A 17,314-nucleotide genomic window follows, 5' to 3' on the forward strand; every position below is an offset into this window, starting at 1 on the left:
TGAATTGTCTGTGACTATTTAAATATAGTAAAATACCGTTACACCAACAGTCAATAAATATCAGCAGATCATCTACAAATAATTTATTTATCATCCCAAAAGCTGTATTCTTCATAGACAATCAAACAATTACATCCTGAAAATCCTCTAATCCTGGATATCCTGATTCTGACAAAAAAATATCCTCCTCACAAAAGGTATAATTAATTATGAATACATTAGAAAAGTTAGAATTACTGAGTGAAAACTGTAGTGATAACATCGCACTTTGTCCAGAAGTAGTAATTTTAAAGATTCTTTGAGAAGAATCACAACTGGATATCAGATTTTATGGAATTTTTTGATACTTAGTGAAATCCACCATTTTGATTATGATTTCTGAAATTAGCAACATCAAAAAACTCATCAAAAATACTATTCTCAAAGAAACACAAATCATTGAAGTAAAAATACCTGAAACTAGTGAAATAGCCTTAGCAATGCAGGTTGATATTGATAACAAGATTGAATCATGGAAAATCATGAGAAAGCTTCTTTCTCAAACTCAACGTTATCCTGTAATAGTTGCTTGTTGGTTTAATCAAGGGGAAAATTGGGCAGGTAATGTCATTAATAATGATTTATTCTGCCGCTTTGAATATCAACATGAACCTTCTTACAATCAATATCAAAATACTGTTTTCAAAGGATTAATTGCACAAGTTGATGAAATTAATATTCAAGAATTTTTAAATGAAAAAATAGAAATATCATTAGAAGAATTCAAACAAAATTTAGCGGCATTAGAACAACAAAATCCAGAAGATTTATTTGTTGATTTGAGCTATTTGCAATGGTATGAACCAATTAATCAACCCCTAATATTACTATTATTACCTATTCAAAATAGTTGGGAAGTGCTGGCTTATCTACATTGGTATGGTGCTAGTTATATAGGAAGTGATAAGGTAATGGCTATGTTAAAATATTGGCATGAACAATATGCAATAGAGTTAGTCTGTCATTATGGAACTATGTTACAACTAACGGTAAAAAATAAACCCAAAACTTTTAAAGAAGCTTTACAGTTAGCAATTGAACAAGAAGCCATAGCGCCTTGTACGACTATTTTACCTGGGATTTCTCTTCAAGACCATGCCTGTGCTTTATTAAAAACTGATCATTGGTTTCTCCATGAACGTCCTTAAATTTCATCAAGTCTCAACTGCATCTCTACAATATATTTTTAATTCTTCTCTCACAGATAATGATTGATAACCTAATTTTTTCAACCCGAAAATACAGGTTTTGTTTATGTAGATGCAAGGGATAATCAACTATATCTATTGTAATAAAACCTGAAAGCGTTTCTCATTTCTGACTTTATCAAAATCTGAGTCTGTTTTGGCTAGTTTCTTGTACTTATCAGGAAGCAGTTGAATAGCTTTTTCTAGGTTCTCAATTGTTAATTCAATGTTGTCTTGTAAGGCATAATTACAGGCTTTGTTGTAATATGCTTGATGTAAATTGGGTTTGATGCTGATTGCTTGATTGTAAGATGCTAAAGCTTCTTTGTAGCGGCGTAATTTTGTCAGCGCAATTCCTCGGTTTATCCAAGCTTCGTATTTGTCTGCGTGAATAGCGATCGCTTCGTCGTAGGCTTTAACTGATTCTGGGTAACGGTTTAGGGCAGTTAGAGCATTTCCCAAATTATACCAAGCTTCGTTTTTATTTGGTCGGATGGCGATCGCTTTTTCGTAAGATTCCAAAGCTTCTTCATAACGATGTAAAGCCGTCAAGGCATTACCCCGGTTAACCCAGGTTTCTGCACTATCGGTTTTAATAGCGATCGCTTGATCGTAGAATGATAGGGCCTCTTTGTAACGATTGCCATCTAAGAAACTATTGCCTTGACGTAACAATTTATCAGCTTTTTGGCTATCCTTAACTTCTGTTAATAGTTGAGTAACATTACTTTCTTGTACAACTTGCTTGGTATTTTCTGCTGATGAGATTGCCAAATCACCACAGCCAATTGTCAAAAAACTCATAAACCCACAGGCAATAAAGCATCGCCGAATAACCATGCTGCACCTACACAACTCATGAGATGATGTTAAGACTTTTTGATATTTAATAATCGTATCGAAATCAACCAAAGTATTATTAATTATCTTTTGTTTTATTGAGGAAAAAATGAAGATTCGGATAAGTTTTGTTTAAAGCCTATGTATCATATCATGTTTAGGTAGAATTAATCAATTAATTTACTTAGATGCCGGTTCAATCACTGTTACCTATTACCAACACCAGGGCATAGGTCATAATATCTCCTATGTCTGCTAGTGATCATGTTGTGAGAACATATAAAAATAAAAACTCAACTACAGTCAACGCAGTCTGAACAGAATGGAACAACATCAGAAGTCAACCGTCGTAATTACGGGCGCATCCTCAGGTGTCGGTTTGCAAGCCGCAAAAGCTCTAGCTCAAACTGGTAAATGGCACGTAGTAATGGCTTGTCGGGATCTCTCAAAAACAGAACAAGCAGCCCAGACAGTGGGAATAGCAAAAGACAGCTATACAATAATTCATCTTGACTTAGCCTCTTTAGACAGTGTTCGGAAGTTTGTACAAGATTTCCGCGCCACTGGTAAGCCATTAGATGCTTTGGTCTGCAATGCGGCAATATATATGCCTTTGATTAAGGAGCCTTTATGGAGTCCAGACGGATACGAGTTAAGTGTAGCTACAAATCACCTCGGTCATTTCCTTTTGTGTAACTTGATGTTAGAGGATTTGAAGAAATCATCAGCTTCAGATCCTAGACTGGTTATTTTGGGAACTGTAACACACAATCCCAAAGAATTAGGTGGAAAAATTCCCCCCCGTCCAGACTTGGGCAACTTACAAGGCTTTGAAGCAGGATTTAAAGCACCTCACACCATGATTGATGGTAAGAAATTTGAACCCGTCAAGGCTTACAAAGATAGCAAAGTTTGCAATGTCCTGACTATGAAGGAACTGCACCGACGCTATCATGAATCCACGGGTATTACCTTCAGTTCTCTTTATCCTGGATGTGTAGCGACAACAGCCCTATTCCGTGACCACTATCCATTATTCCAGAAACTCTTCCCTCTATTTCAGAGGTATATCACTGGAGGGTATGTGTCAGAAGAGGATGCTGGTAAACGAGTTGCAGAAGTCGTTGCTGATCCTGCATACAATGAATCTGGTATGTATTGGAGTTGGGGAAATAGACAGAAAAAAGATCGCAAATCTTTTGTACAAGAAGTTTCCAACGAAGCTAGCGATGATGATAAAGCCAAGCGTCTCTGGGAACTAAGCGAAAAATTGGTTGGACTAGCTTAAAAAATTCTTTTTTTGTGTTCTCAAAATAAACTTACACCCCTAGCACTCTGAGATTTAAGATAATTTCAGGGTGCTACCCTCTTATCTGAGTTCGGAGTTTGGAGTTCGGAGTTTCTCCTCCGGAGACGCTACGCGAACGGAGTTATGATTTTTAAGAGCGAGAGAATAAGGGTTTGAAACTCCTACTGGGGGCAAGTTTTCCACAAATTATCTTATGTCGAACTCACGTTAAGTAAAATGACTAAAAACACATTGATCTAACAATATGACTAATCAATCTACTATCCCTGTAATTGTCAACGGTGCTGCTGGCAAAATGGGACGTGAGGTAATCAAAGCGATCGCTCAAGCACCAGATATGATTTTAATGGGCGCTCTTGATACTTCACCGGAACATCAAGACAAAGATGCAGGAGAACTGGCAGGTTTAAGCGAACCTTTAGAAGTGCCAATTACCAATCAATTAGAGCCAATGTTAGGCTATGTGGCAGGTGAAAGGCAGATGGCACCAGGGGTGATGGTAGATTTTACCCATCCTGATGCAGTTTACGATAATGTACGAAGTGCGATCGCTTATGGTATTCGTCCAGTAGTCGGAACTACAGGTTTAAGTCCCGAACAAATTCAAAATTTGACAGATTTCGCCGAAAAAGCAAGTACAGGTTGCTTGCTGATTCCTAATTTCTCCATTGGTATGGTATTGCTGCAACAGGCTGCTGTCACCGCTTCCCAATATTTTGATCATGTAGAAATTATCGAACTGCATCACAACCAAAAAGCCGACGCACCAAGCGGTACAGCTATTCAAACAGCGCAGTTATTAGCTGAATTCGGTAAAACCTTTAATCCGCCTCAAGTCGAAGAAACAGAAAAAATCCCAGGTGCTAGAGGCTCTTTAGCCGATGAAGGGATTAGAATTCATAGTATCCGCCTACCAGGACTAATTGCCCATCAGGAAGTGATATTTGGCGCAGCAGGGCAAATTTACACCTTACGTCATGATACAAGCGATCGCTCCTGCTATATGCCCGGAGTCCTACTAGCAATTCGCAAAGTAAACCAGTTAAAGTCATTAGTATATGGATTAGAAAAAATACTTTAAAGAAGGAGTCAGAAGTCAATCAATTTTGGATTTTAAATTTTAGATTTTAGATTAACCCCATGCATGAATGCAGGGGCTTTAATTAAAAATTGTGGATTTTGGATTTTGGATTTATTCCACAAATTAATTCGGGGGCTTGAAACCTGTTTAGATTTTAAATTTTGAATCTTCAATCCAAAATCTAAAATCTAAAATTCGGTCAGGAGTCAGGAGGAATAAAGAAGTTAACTCATTACTCACAACTCACAACTCGGTACTCATTACTCACAACTCGGTACTTACAACTCAGCACTCGGTACTCATTACTCACAACTCATTACTCATGTTAGTTCCCCTAACTCGGTCAAAATTTGAACAAATTATGCCCCTCATTGCCACTGGGATGCAGTACAAGTACTATTGGGGCAAATCTGCCAGTTTTTTGCAGAGGCTGTTAATTTCTGTAGTGTCCGTAGTTGTGATTCTGCTAGTACAACTCCTGTTTAAGTTGGACTTTAGTGTAATATTTATCTTCGGGGTATTTAGCGCTTTTTTTTGGCTTTGGTATCCCGTATTTCAAGCTAGTACACGTAATGCAAAATGCCGTCGTTACAAGTACAGCGGCTTTTTTCGTGGAAGAGTCCTAGATTGGTGGATTACAGACAAATTGACTGGTAAACAAGAAACCGTCAATAACAAAGGCGATTTGGTAATTATCGAAAACCGCGAAAAACGAATTAACTTAGAAATAGGCGATGACACAGGATTTACTGTCGAGTTTGATGCCCCATTACGTCCTGCCCATAAAGCGATCGCACGTGGTCAAATAGCAGAAATGATAGTCATGTCAAATCGCCCAGATTTAAGCAGCATCGAAGAATTTAGCAACATCTACATTCCCAGTCGTAACCTATGGGTCAGTGACTATCCCTACCTGCGAGAAGATTTATTTAATGAAGTCAGTCTTCGCTTACGAGAAAACCAACAGCAAAAACCTCGTCGTCGCCGTCGTCCAGAAAATCAGAGAAGCAGAGAGGATGATCAATATTAATTCCTCCCCATCTCCCCATATCTCTTCTAACTTCCCCCATTCCTATCTTGTCCGTAGGCTTGCCAAGCTAAATCAACCAAACCATTGACAATTGCAGCTGCCACAACTGCATTACCCTTGCGACTGTCAATAGTAATATAAGGTACTAAAGATTCTTGCAAACGTTCTTTATCAGTATCCACATTGATAAATCCCGCCGGAGTGGCAATTATCAAAGCAGGTCGAATTTCTTCAGCTTCAATCAAGTCTACCAATGCAGTCAGCGCAGTTTGGGCTTGACCAACCACAAAGATTCCCTCTGGATAACGCTTGGCAAGAGTTTCAATTCCCCAAGCGGAACGAGTTTTTTCTTTTTGTGGACGTGTTAGCGCTTCCATACTGCAATACACCGGGTTGGCAAAGGTGTTTTGAATTTCATAGGCAATGCCTACCTGTACCATAGGCGCATCTACCACAATTGTGGTACGTGCCGCTAGTGCTGCTGCTCCTGCTTGTAAAGCGTGTTCTGAAAAACGAATCAAAGACTTGTACTCAAAATCAGACGTGGCGTATATTACTCGCCGGACTATTTCATACTCTGCTGGTGAAAAGACATGATCGCCAATTTCACTATCAATGATTGCCAAGCTTTGAGCATCAGTTACGTGCCATTCCATCGCTGTTAAGCTTCTCACATATCAGCTTTCAGCTTATCATCAGAAGGCAGGAAGTAGGGGAGCAGGGGAAGAACTCCCTAACTCAACGTGAGTTCGGTGTTAGGAGTTTCTCCTATGCCTACGGCACGGCTTCGCCGAATGGAGACGCTACGCGAACGGAGTTATGATTTTTAAGGGCGAGAGAATAAGGGTTTGAGACTCTTACTTGTGGCGAGTTTTCCACAAATTATCTTATGTCGAACTCACGTTAACTCAAAACTCATTACTCAAAGCTCGGTACTCATTACTCAAGACTCAGTACTGGAAGAAGGACGACTGAAACCTGGAGATAGGTAAGCAACCAAAACACCAATCAAAAAAGCCGAAATATTACGAACCAGAGGAACCCAATCACTTGTGCGGGTAACGACTGGGCCAATACCGAAGGCAATAAATAAAATTCCCCACAAAGGTGAGAAGATTAAAGCCCATTGCCAAGCGAATACTTGTTTATTATTGCGAGGTTGAGCAGCAAAGCCACAAATCACCCCACCAATAGCTGAGGTAATCAGGGTCAGTATCCATTGTTCCCTTGGTAGACCAGGAACGACGTTGCAACCACCTTTGAGTAAACAGCCCTTGACTGAATCTAAGGCTTGCAGGATGGCTTGGTCTTCCCCTTGTTCCCGCACAAAGTACAAGTTGCCAAAACGGGTTTGCAATTCAATCCAGAAAGTTCTGGGTAAAAATTCATAAACCGCATCACCAACACTAAAGCTGAGAATGTTGCCACCACGAGAATCAGCAACTAAAAGAATGCTTTTGTCATCCAAACCCCAATATTTGATGACTGCTCTACCTGGGGTGCGATCGTACTGGGTTAATACTCGTAATTTCCAGCCAGTATCTGTTTCAAATTGTTCTAATTCTTGGACTAGCTTTTCTTCTTGGGGGTCAGGAAGCGTTTTAGCTAAATCGACAACCGGGGTAAATATGTTGGGTAGTAAGTCAGGATTTTCATAAGCTAGGGCTGATGGAGATGGCAGCGCCCAAATTGACGCAGTGAAGCAAAATACTGCAATGGATACCAAAAATCGTCGCCAAAAACAAAGCTGCATGGAATTTTTTATACGAATATTAACGGCAGAAGCGAAACAAGTTATTTTAAAAGAGTACGGGAAAAGTGATACTTCTTTACACTTCTTTACTTTACTCTAATCTAATATCAGGTATCTAAGCAAAGGGTAATTGGTAACAGGTGACAGAAAAGAGGTAGAGATCAGACGGCTGGGGCAGATCAATAATATCTTCTCCCACCCAATACCCAATCCACCTGAGTTCGACATAAGATAATTTGTGGAAAACGCGCACCCAGTAGGAGTCTCAAACCCTTATTCTCTCGCTCTTAAAAATCATAACTCCGTTCGCGTAGCGTCTCCATTCGGCGAAGCCGTGCCGTAGGCATAGGAGAAACACCGAACACCGAACTCAGGTAATCCCTGTCAATCAGACCAATCTTCTGAAGGTGCAGATTTTGAAATTAAATCTTCATCATTAAAATCAGTTTCCCAATTAATAGCTTCACTATAACTATGATTAGGGCGGTATAATTCTGTTTGTGTGCGTCTATTTTCTTGCCTCAACGCTTCTCGCTCTCGCAGGTTTAACTCTGATTTGTCATTCATGGGTAAGCGTTCAGGACTGCGCCTAGCAGGTTTTTGGCGTGTGAAAGTTTTCCACGCAGCTTTAACACCTACGACAAGGCTGCGTGTGCTGATTTGAATATTTTGAGCTTGTTTTTTGGCACTATCTAGGCTTTGATCTACTTGTTTAACGACTTGACTAGCGCTTTTGACACCTTCACTAACATCATCAGTCAAGTCTGTCAGTTCTAAACTAGTATTACGGATGGCGTTGAGAGTAGGCGGTAACTCCCGTGAGAGAGTATCAAAAAACTTTTCGGCACTGCGAGCAGCGCGTGCTAACTCTTGCAAGGCGGGTATGAAAGCCACCAGGACAGCAGTTAGACTAGCAGCGACTAGGAGGGTGGACATTCCCAGCCAAAACAGAGGGTCAATCACGGTTATGCTGTTTATCTTAAAGTAAGCTGAAAACCTTGAGGTTATGGTTGACTTAGGAAGCCATAACCATCCTTTGGGTAGGGGATATCAAGAGTGTTCTAGATGCTGAGTTAGAGAATCCGTGTTTTCAGGAGCAGCAGGATTTTGCCGTTTTAGGGCCTCGCTTTCACGTTGTGTAGCATCTACACCAGCAGCGATCGCTATCCGCAATCTCTCTAACGTATCATCCCAGTTTCGCAGTGCGCTGGCAGAAAGGCGATCCGCTTGAATTTGCACACTGGTTGATAGATCCTCTGCTAATTCTGGTAAAGCATCAGCAGATTTTTTTAAAAGTTTACGCGTTTCGCGCCCTGTGCGAGGAGCAGCAAGCAAGCCGGTTAAAGTACCGATAGTAGCTCCCAGCATCAAACCACCAATAAATAATCCAGAACGGTTATTAGACATCTTTATTGTTTCTCTCCTTACACCTATTTTAGGTGGGTTTTATCCTCTGGCAATAGTCAGGGGATTTGATCTAGTTAATATCTGCTGACAATATATCAGTCTGTGAAGTTGCTTTGATTAATTAGCTGATGAGTGGGACTATTTTTATTACTGGAGGTAGAATCTGGCTGCCAAAAAAAGCGTTGCCACATTTTTCTGCCTAGTACGACGAGGCTGAGAATTTGCTGGACTTGTTGAATTTGCAGTTTGAGCTTTTGGTGTTTTTGGCGTAAGCTATAAATTTCCTGCTGGCCTGTATAAATATTTTCTGGTGCTGTATACAGGACTGCATGGCTAACACGTTCATAGCTGTTTAACCTATCTGCAATAATTCCCAATTTTTGCTTGATCCGCCACATTAGTCGAGCTACATAGAGGAGTATTAGGGAGATGAGGATATTAATCAGGACAACTACAGTTACCATTTTTACCTTTACTCTAATGAGCGTGACTTGGCACTGATTTAATCATACTGGCATATTTTCATGGTAAAAAAATACAAGGCTAATAATCTATAATTTCTTGATAAATGGTTTAATTTTTAGGTTAATTTTTATATTTCAAGTACAAATTCTGCTAATTACGATAGTTGATTTTTTCACTTCCGACATAATTTTTTTGTTGCTGTAGCTTCAACTTCAGTTGTCTGATATTGAGTTAAACTACACTTAAAAAGTAATTCTACTAGAAAATATTCAATTTTCCTACATATGACAGAAAAAAGATTGGAATCGTTAATCTTGAAAATTGTCAAAAAGGTGATCAAAAAAGAAATCAAAAGCCTAATTCATGACAATTTATTAATTGTTTCTAGCCAGGAAAATCAACAAATAGATGGCTTTATAGAAACTTTTGATAGAGAAGAAGACATCCGTAACACAGCAGAAGTCATTGACGATATATATAGCAATGGGATTGTCAATTTATCTACAAAAGAAGATCTAGAACTTGAGCGCAAGTTACGAGAACTAAAATTTAAACAAGAACTTAGAAAGGATTGGATATTATTTATAGTGAGGGAAGTAATAGTATATTCTACTACTATTTTATTTATGTTTACTATTGCTGGATTCTATTTATTTACTCTTATTCAAAGGTAAATTAAATTACCAGCAAAAATGTTTGTTATCATCTATCCAAGGTATTAAACTAATCGCAATTATTTTTGCTGGGCAGACAATCGACAAATTGGATAAATATCAATTTTTTAGCTAATTTCTCTAAAATTAGATGAAGTTTTTGCAAAATGCCATTCTAATTACCATTCCCTAAATTTGATTGCTATATTAGATTAAATTACTATAATAGAAAGGATTGGCAAGCTGTGCGGGATGATTTAGAGGGATTGGAAATTACTAATCATGAATTGCAAAAACTGACTAATTTGCCTGTTAATCATGAATTGATAATTATTACGAATAATATCCAGAACTTAGGGAAATACTTAATGGGTAAAATTAAAGGTTCTGAGGGTGCTACTGTAATTTTTATTAGCTGTTCTATTTTTGCATTTACATATCTTTTATTTGATGTTCTTATAAAATTATTTGCTACTTGGATGACAACACCAACTTGGATATTATTATTTTGGTTTTGTATTTGGGTTGGAGGTGTCATCCAAACTATACTATATTTGCTTTGGATAAATAAACGTAAACTTGTGAAAAATAGTATGACAAATTCTCTACAAATTTTAATCAAGGATGTGGAAAGATATAATGATGTTATTAAAGTTATAAATATTAATGACGAGATAGAAGCAGCAGGTAATCCAGAAGTAGCTATAAAGCAAAGAGAGAAAGTTATTGAAGCTCTACAACTTACTAGATCTGATTTAATCCGCGCCTTGAAAACAGAGAAAATTTTACGGGAAAATAAAAATTTTATTCTCAATAATTCAGACTTATTTGCCAATAATTTAGCAACTTTAACATCCATGCAAGTTACTGAACAAGCTAGTGAGCATGGTCGATTATTAAATGAAGCATTACAAATTGCTTTAGATGTGCAGTATGAAATGAAGAGGTTGCATGGTCATGGTTAAAACTCAATATACATAGACAATTTTTATAGATCCGGAAATTTTTCAAATCAATTTCCCTGATTTCTAGTCCATTGCTGACTAACTTAATTGTTGCCTTTATCCCTTTATATAGGGATATAAGCATTAACCATATTTGTAGAAGAAATTAATTTGCTGTTTTTAGTGAAAATTTTGCCGTTTTTGTTGGTCTAGTATGCGCCGGCACAATTGTTTGGTGAGGCTAACCATATATTTATATTTTTAGAAGATTACACCCTCTCCATCATTATTAGGTAATCTTCTGTCAGGAACAGAGTAACATTAAAGAATATGAAGTAGGCATTCGCACATTGGCATGGACTGGAAAGAAATCAGAGGTAACTGGGTAATTATTCCCCGCCATCCCATCGGTATCATCCATTTTTTGGGGGGTGCATTTGTCGCTACTGCACCCCACCTCACTTACCGTTGGTTATTAGAAGAGTTGGCAGCTAAAGGATATGTTGTTATAGCTACGCCTTTTGTCAATACTTTAGATCATAGAGCGATCGCTCAATCTGTACTACTTAAATTTGAACGAACCCTAGAACGCTTGCAAGATTCGGGTGAAATACGCAAGCTATATCTCCCTACTTATGGTATTGGACACAGTATGGGTTGCAAACTCCATTTGCTAATTGGTAGCCTTTTTAGAGTGGAACGTGCTGGTAATATTCTCATTTCCTTTAACAACTACACCGCTAAGGAAGCTATTCCTCTAGTAGAACAATTAAATTCTACCTTGGCAATTGAGTTTACACCCACACCTTTAGAAACTAACCAGATGGTACAAGAACTTTATCATATCCGGCGTAATTTAATTATAAAATTTAGCAATGACAATCTTGATCAATCAGTCACAATAACCAAAATTTTACAAAATCGTTTTCCAGAAATGGTAATTGTACAAACTTTATCTGGGAATCACACCACACCATTAGGTCAAGAAATTAAATGGCAAACAGGCACTTCTTTTACTCCTTTTGATGCTTTAGGACAATGGTTTAAACAAGAAGTATATCGAGACTTAAATCAGCTTAAAAAGTCCATCTTTTTCTGGCTAAATCCTCTATCACAGTCATAATTTTAATTATAGCATTTCCTAATTTAATGCTAATGAAGTACAAAATTATCTGCGTCCATCTGCGTTTAATTATTACTACCTGTACCTCACTTGAATGGGAATTGTTATATATCAAAAACGGGAGCAAATTACAGCTTATTCCAGGTATATGAGGTCTAAAATTTTATCCCAACCCAACTTTATACTCAAACAAGCCTTTGCTCCTAACTTCTGAATTCTACTGTCATAGATCATTAAAAATGAAGATTTTTTCAACCAGGTTAGTAGTCACAATCATAAAATACTACTAACAAAGTTACTCATCACTGTATTTTTATTTTTGTATAAAATATTGATTGTGTACGCCATTTATTATGTTTCAAATTCTAGTAATTGATGATGACTACTCAATACAGATATTCCTGAAAAGGATGTTGGAAAAACAGGGTTATCAAGTAATCACGGCCAGTAATGGACAGGAAGGAATTTTGCAAGCGCTTGCTTGTCCTCCAGCCCTCATTATTTGTGATTGGATGATGCCAGGTTTAAATGGACTAGAAGTCTGCAATCGTATTAAGAAAGATCCTAATTTATCTACCACATTCTTTATTTTATTAACATCCTTAGATTCAGTCGCAGATCGGGTTAAGGGACTAGATGCTGGTGCTGATGATTTTATTTCTAAACCAATTGAGCAAAATGAACTCCAAGCTAGGGTAAGAGCAGGATTACGCTTACATCAATTGAATCGAGATATACAAACCCAAAAGTTATTGTTAGAAACAGAACTAGCAGAAGCGGCAGAATATGTAACCTCCCTTTTGCCTTTGCCTATATCTACACCTGTGGCTATTAATTATCGTTTTATTCCCTCACGACAATTAGGGGGTGATTGCTTTGATTATTACTGGCTTGATTCTGATTGTTTGGCTATTTATCTATTAGATACTGCGGGTCATGGACTCAGAGCGACTCTTCCCTCTATTTCTGTACTGAATCTACTTCGCTCCCGTGCGCTCAAAGGTCTGGATTACTATCAACCTAGCCATGTGTTAACAGCTTTAAATGATACTTTCCAGATCAATTATCAAAATGATAAATATTTTACTATTTGGTATGGAGTTTATAATCGAATTACTCGTCAGTTAGTTTATGCAAGCGCTGGACATCCACCAGCAATATTAGTATCTGGAAAGTCTCCCACTACTATGGAAATAAAAACTTTGAAAACACCAGGTATGCCAGTGGGTATGTTTCCTGAAGCAAAATATGTTGATGGAACTTGCACTGTTGATGAGTTTAGTCGTCTTTATATTTTTAGCGATGGTGCATACGAGATTACTAAATTAGATGGCACTCTTTGGAGTTTAGATGGATTGATTCAGTTGCTGGTTAGTTTACAGCATTCAGTTGATTGCCAACTTGATCATGTACTGAATTATCTCATCAATTTAAACTCCAAAGAAGCCTTTGATGACGATTTATCTATTTTACAAATTAAGTTCGATTAATTTTTGGTGAGTAGAATTTGATTAAAGGCATCTTGGCTGGGAAAGATTTCAAATATCTCGTTCATACTAGTCAATTCAAATATCATCCTCACTTGTTCATTAATTGAACAGAGAACCATTTTAGTGCCAGCATCTCGTAGCGTTTTAAAAGCCAAAACTAGAGAGCCTAGTCCAGAACTATCTAGAAATGTGATATTTTGACAATCAACTAATACAGTTTTTACGCCACTTTCTAGAATTTGGGCAATATCTTGCTGAAATTCTGATGAAGTTTCAGCGTTTAAATTTTTTTTGAGTGTAAGAACTTTCACCTGCTGACTCATAATTAGGTTACTCTGATTGATGTCAATGATGTTCTGTTGTAGCTAGTATATACCAAAATAGGAAATTTAAAAAATACTCTTTATCTAAACTGCATAAAGTTTTCGTGATGAAAATAATAGTTTGCTAATTATAAATTTGCCAATAAATGAGTTGGATTTTTTGGTTAAAAGTTTATACAAAATTGTTAAATATAAACTTATAACTAATCGGTTGATGCTATTAATTGATCGAGCATAAATTAGTGGTTAATATTGAATTATTATTTAATCAATTTGACTTAATGAATATCGACATTAAAGAACCGCTAAACTATAGACGCATTACCTTAGCTCGATTCAGCAGCTTGCCAGCATGACGGTATCCAATATAACACACTTTCACTATTTCTCCAGGTTCTACTGTTCCCTCCAATAATTGATGTAGTTGGGGATTATAAGGTATTTCTGCGCCTACAGAAGCGATCGCTTCCACCCCCCAAGCTTGCAATAATCGATCAAGAGGCTTCTGCACCAAAGGTATCATTTTGATAGCTTCTAGCTGGGGATTATCCTTTGCTTTCTGTGCTGCCGCAGGCCAGAACAATAATAAAGACTCCAATATTTGCAAACTTGATTCCTGAAATTCTTGCTGTAACAACTCGCGCTGTTGTTCCAGTTTCAGTACAATTCGCTGATACTCACCTTTTAAATCAGCAATTTCTTGTAATAATTTTGTATCAGTATCTGCGTACTGATTGTTAACTGTGGAACTTACATCAGAAAAAGTTGCTGCTAATTCACTCAATGATAGCTGTAAGATTTTTGATAGCTTTAGCAGCACCCCAACTCGTATCTGCTCCAGCTTTCCCCGGCGCAATTGCAAAATTTGCCGCTCAGAAACGCCAGCAGCACGACTGAGAGATTTAAAACTAGAAATACTTACCCGTTGCATTAAACTTTGCAACTTTTGGGTAAAGTCATGATTTGGCATAAGGCATGGGGTATAAACTATTGTTATCTATTATACCCCATTATTATATTTTAATCTTCGAGTAAACTTCTCAGCATCCAAGCTGTTTTTTCATGCACCTGCATTCTTTGAGTTAATAAATCTGCACTAGGTTCGTCATTTACGTCATCTACCAATGGGAGGATAGATCGTGCAGTTCTGACTATAGCTTCTTGTCCTTCTACTAATAGGTGAATCATCTCCTGAGCTTTAGGAACTCCTGGAGTTTCAGGAATAGAACTCAGTTTGGCATATTCGCTATAAGTTCCTGGTGCGGGATAGCCTAATGCTCGAATTCTTTCGGCAATTAAATCAACGGCTAAAGCTAGTTCTGTATACTGTGTTTCAAACATGAGATGCAAGGTTTGAAACATCGGCCCTGTGACGTTCCAATGAAAATTATGAGTTTTCAGGTACAGTGAATAGGTGTCAGCCAATAAGCGAGATAAACCTTCGGCAATTTTGGCTCTACTAACGTCATCAATACCGATATTGATATTTTTTGTTGCTGAAGATGACATAATTTTTTGCTCCAAATAATTAATCAAATCAAACTATGTACAGATGTATTGCAATATCTACTTTTCTGAATCAACACGTTTAATTATTGAGATATATGCTGGCAACTTTTTAAGCTAAGTGCATTTTGAGAACACTGGGAGTAGCTTTTCTCACTCTGGCTAAAATGGTTTCTTTACCTAAACTTTGGCAAGCTTCATAACGATGGCAACCAGAAAAGCCATAATAACGTCCTTCTACTTCTAGGACATCTATTGGTTCTTGTTGTCCAATTTCAGCAATTGATGCCATTAAGGATTTTACTTTCTGGGGATCGTTATGGCGTGGTAATGGCCGTTGAATTTGATTTAAGGGAATTTCCTGAATTCTCACCATAAGCAATTTCGCTGTTTTGTTTTATGCCCATAAATAAATCATAGTCGTTATGACTTTAACTTGCAAGTATTTGACGTAAAACTGGTAAATGATATTATGGTATTGAGTGTGCAATACAATGCAAGCGTTAAAAAGCAAATTCCAACCTGCCCCGAAGCTTCACTATGGGAGCAAAATAGAGTTTTCATGAAAATATTTTTTTGGCGTTCTTCCTACAAGATACTGACAACCTTTTGTTTATTGGGACTGACTGCTGCATCAAGTCCTGTGAACAATAATCAAGATGTAGAGCTAAAAATTGGGATTATCCAACGATTTGGAGCGACACCCACGGCTAAACTAGAGTTGACACCGACAAAAGGCGATCGCATCAAGCTCAAATGGAAAGAGGGGAATCAGCAACAAACACTAGTCACTGCTAACCCCATCCAACTAGAAACAGTCATAGAAACCTTACCTCAACCAAAAATTGACGAAGTAGTCGTTTTAGGCAACTTCCGTACCTTTGAAACGGCAGAAGACAGCGCTAACAACTGGCGTTCTCAGGGAATAGAAGTAGAAATAGCTCAACCAGAACGTTGGCAAGTATGGGCCAAACGAGATGTTTACAGCACTCCTTTAGTAAGACGTTTGCTATTGCAAAGTATACAAACTTCAGGACAAAAACTGCCTTACCTAGATACCCAAATTCGTAAACAAGTACCGCGAGTGAGTTGGGTAGTAAATAACAAACGATATAGCCAGAATGATCTGGAAATTAGCACCGACAAAAACCTGATTCGGGTGAATAAAGATCAAAAAAGTGGGAATACGCGTCTTTATGCTGGAGGGATGAAATTACAACCCAACGCCTATGGTACTTACTCATTAGTAAATAAAGTGCCATTAGAAACTTATTTGCGTGGGGTTTTGCCTTATGAAATTGGTACAAGTGCGCCCAAAACATCTTTAGAATCACAGGCAATTATTGCTCGTACCTATGCGCTGAGGAATTTACGCAGGTTTGCTATTGATGATTACCAATTGTGTGCTGATACTCATTGCCAGGTTTATGATGGGCTGAATGGAGTGGCGAAGACAACAGATCAAGCGATCGCGGCGACGAGGGGAATGGTACTAACTTATAATAACGAGTTAGTAGACGCGCTCTATTCTTCTACCACAGGTGGCGTAACTGCTTCATTTAGCGATGTTTGGAATGGAGAAGATCGTCCTTACCTGCGTCCAGTAATAGATGCAGCTACAAATATTTGGCCTTTATCTGAGAAAAGTTTAGCCGACGAAAACAATTTCCGGCAGTTTATTAACCTGGAACAAGGATTTAATGAAAGTACCTGGGATGTTTTCCGCTGGAACAAGCAAACCAGCCTAGAAGATATTACTAAGGATTTACAGAAATTTTTGCTGGTGAAAAAGAGTCCCTATGCCAAATTTAAAACTATTGAGGCCATAGCAATAACCAAGCGGAGCGAAAGCGGAAGAATTCTGGATCTGGCTATAAAAACAGATATCGGCGTTTTCACACTGCACAAAGATGAAGTTCGCAGTGCCTTTGCTGCACCCCGCAGTACACTTTTTTATCTGCAACCTATCAACAAAGGTAAACCAGATATTTGGGGGTATGCCTTTATCGGTGGTGGACTAGGACATGGAGTTGGGTTGAGTCAAACAGGAGCTCAAAATTTAGCCAAGCTAGGTTGGTCAAGTACCAAAATTCTCCAGTTTTATTATCCTGGCACACAACTAAAAATGCTCGGCAACGAAATTAAACCCCCACTATAACGCGCA

19 protein-coding genes are annotated in these 17,314 nt (G+C 38.0%); 9 read left to right on the top strand and 10 right to left on the bottom strand.

All coding sequences use genetic code 11. The features are described 5' to 3' along the window. Positions 1 to 371 precede the first annotated feature (371 nt). Positions 372 to 1,187, top strand: coding sequence for a DUF4253 domain-containing protein (locus AC012T_RS06530; protein ID WP_487064142.1), 816 nt, complete (start codon positions 372 to 374; stop codon positions 1,185 to 1,187). Between the two features lie 135 nt (positions 1,188 to 1,322). Here the strand turns inward: AC012T_RS06530 and AC012T_RS06535 are convergent, their stop codons facing one another. Then, on the bottom strand, positions 1,323 to 2,066 hold the full coding sequence (locus AC012T_RS06535) for a tetratricopeptide repeat protein (protein WP_487064144.1): 744 nt from the start codon (positions 2,064 to 2,066) through the stop codon (positions 1,323 to 1,325). 322 nt (positions 2,067 to 2,388) lie between these two features. Here AC012T_RS06535 and AC012T_RS06540 point away from each other — a divergent pair, with 322 nt between their 5' ends. The 3 genes from AC012T_RS06540 to AC012T_RS06550 all read left to right on the top strand — a co-directional run bounded on the left by AC012T_RS06540 (position 2,389) and on the right by AC012T_RS06550 (position 5,486). Then, positions 2,389 to 3,354, top strand: a complete 966-nt coding sequence (locus AC012T_RS06540) for a protochlorophyllide reductase (protein ID WP_487064146.1) — start codon at positions 2,389 to 2,391, stop codon at positions 3,352 to 3,354. Between the two features lie 265 nt (positions 3,355 to 3,619). Then, complete coding sequence (gene dapB, locus AC012T_RS06545) at positions 3,620 to 4,456, top strand: 4-hydroxy-tetrahydrodipicolinate reductase (RefSeq protein WP_487064148.1); 837 nt, start codon at positions 3,620 to 3,622, stop codon at positions 4,454 to 4,456. 322 nt (positions 4,457 to 4,778) lie between these two features. Then, positions 4,779 to 5,486 carry a phosphate ABC transporter permease gene (locus tag AC012T_RS06550; RefSeq protein WP_487064150.1) on the top strand — a complete coding sequence of 236 codons (708 nt, stop codon included), beginning with the start codon at positions 4,779 to 4,781 and terminating at the stop codon, positions 5,484 to 5,486. A 26-nt stretch (positions 5,487 to 5,512) separates the two neighbouring features. Here the strand turns inward: AC012T_RS06550 and AC012T_RS06555 are convergent, their stop codons facing one another. The 5 genes from AC012T_RS06555 to AC012T_RS06575 form a co-directional block, all read right to left on the bottom strand. Continuing rightward, positions 5,513 to 6,142, bottom strand: a complete 630-nt coding sequence (locus AC012T_RS06555; RefSeq protein WP_015212855.1) for a precorrin-8X methylmutase — start codon at positions 6,140 to 6,142, stop codon at positions 5,513 to 5,515. 287 nt (positions 6,143 to 6,429) lie between these two features. Next, positions 6,430 to 7,239 (bottom strand): TPM domain-containing protein, encoded by an 810-nt coding sequence (locus tag AC012T_RS06560; protein ID WP_487064152.1) that lies wholly within the window; start codon positions 7,237 to 7,239, stop codon positions 6,430 to 6,432. 384 nt (positions 7,240 to 7,623) lie between these two features. Further along, on the bottom strand, positions 7,624 to 8,202 hold the full coding sequence (locus AC012T_RS06565) for a DUF948 domain-containing protein (RefSeq protein WP_487064154.1): 579 nt from the start codon (positions 8,200 to 8,202) through the stop codon (positions 7,624 to 7,626). 87 nt (positions 8,203 to 8,289) lie between these two features. Next, on the bottom strand, positions 8,290 to 8,646 hold the full coding sequence (locus AC012T_RS06570) for a YtxH domain-containing protein (protein WP_487064156.1): 357 nt from the start codon (positions 8,644 to 8,646) through the stop codon (positions 8,290 to 8,292). A gap of 95 nt (positions 8,647 to 8,741) precedes the next feature. Further along, on the bottom strand, positions 8,742 to 9,110 hold the full coding sequence (locus AC012T_RS06575) for a hypothetical protein (protein ID WP_487064158.1): 369 nt from the start codon (positions 9,108 to 9,110) through the stop codon (positions 8,742 to 8,744). Positions 9,111 to 9,425: 315 nt separating this feature from the next. On the opposite strand from AC012T_RS06575, the gene AC012T_RS06580 reads away from it, so the two are divergent. The 4 genes from AC012T_RS06580 to AC012T_RS06595 all read left to right on the top strand — a co-directional run bounded on the left by AC012T_RS06580 (position 9,426) and on the right by AC012T_RS06595 (position 13,321). Next, positions 9,426 to 9,785 (top strand): hypothetical protein, encoded by a 360-nt coding sequence (locus AC012T_RS06580; RefSeq protein ID WP_487064160.1) that lies wholly within the window; start codon positions 9,426 to 9,428, stop codon positions 9,783 to 9,785. A gap of 224 nt (positions 9,786 to 10,009) precedes the next feature. Next, positions 10,010 to 10,729: a hypothetical protein gene (locus tag AC012T_RS06585; protein ID WP_487064162.1), complete on the top strand. Its 720-nt coding sequence runs from the start codon at positions 10,010 to 10,012 to the stop codon at positions 10,727 to 10,729. A 334-nt stretch (positions 10,730 to 11,063) separates the two neighbouring features. Continuing rightward, positions 11,064 to 11,831, top strand: a complete 768-nt coding sequence (locus AC012T_RS06590; protein ID WP_487064164.1) for a DUF1350 family protein — start codon at positions 11,064 to 11,066, stop codon at positions 11,829 to 11,831. Between the two features lie 353 nt (positions 11,832 to 12,184). Continuing rightward, positions 12,185 to 13,321 (top strand): PP2C family protein-serine/threonine phosphatase, encoded by a 1,137-nt coding sequence (locus tag AC012T_RS06595; RefSeq protein ID WP_487064166.1) that lies wholly within the window; start codon positions 12,185 to 12,187, stop codon positions 13,319 to 13,321. Here AC012T_RS06595 and AC012T_RS06600 read toward each other — a convergent pair. From AC012T_RS06600 to AC012T_RS06615, 4 genes are all read right to left on the bottom strand, one after another. Then, on the bottom strand, positions 13,318 to 13,644 hold the full coding sequence (locus AC012T_RS06600) for an STAS domain-containing protein (protein ID WP_438892353.1): 327 nt from the start codon (positions 13,642 to 13,644) through the stop codon (positions 13,318 to 13,320). The genes AC012T_RS06595 and AC012T_RS06600 overlap by 4 nt on opposite strands. A 310-nt stretch (positions 13,645 to 13,954) precedes the next feature. Continuing rightward, positions 13,955 to 14,614, bottom strand: a complete 660-nt coding sequence (gene grpE / locus AC012T_RS06605; RefSeq protein ID WP_487064168.1) for a nucleotide exchange factor GrpE — start codon at positions 14,612 to 14,614, stop codon at positions 13,955 to 13,957. Positions 14,615 to 14,664: 50 nt separating this feature from the next. Further along, the gene (locus AC012T_RS06610; protein WP_487064170.1) at positions 14,665 to 15,153 is read right to left on the bottom strand and encodes a Dps family protein; all 489 of its coding nucleotides are present in this window, start codon (positions 15,151 to 15,153) and stop codon (positions 14,665 to 14,667) included. A gap of 109 nt (positions 15,154 to 15,262) precedes the next feature. Continuing rightward, entirely contained in the window at positions 15,263 to 15,526 is a 264-nt protein-coding gene (locus tag AC012T_RS06615) for a ParB N-terminal domain-containing protein (RefSeq protein ID WP_487064172.1), read from the bottom strand. A 186-nt stretch (positions 15,527 to 15,712) separates the two neighbouring features. On the opposite strand from AC012T_RS06615, the gene AC012T_RS06620 reads away from it, so the two are divergent. Beyond that, positions 15,713 to 17,308, top strand: a complete 1,596-nt coding sequence (locus tag AC012T_RS06620; RefSeq protein WP_487064174.1) for a SpoIID/LytB domain-containing protein — start codon at positions 15,713 to 15,715, stop codon at positions 17,306 to 17,308. Positions 17,309 to 17,314 lie beyond the last annotated feature (6 nt).

The organism is Anabaena sp. EIM26 (genome assembly GCF_057568715.1).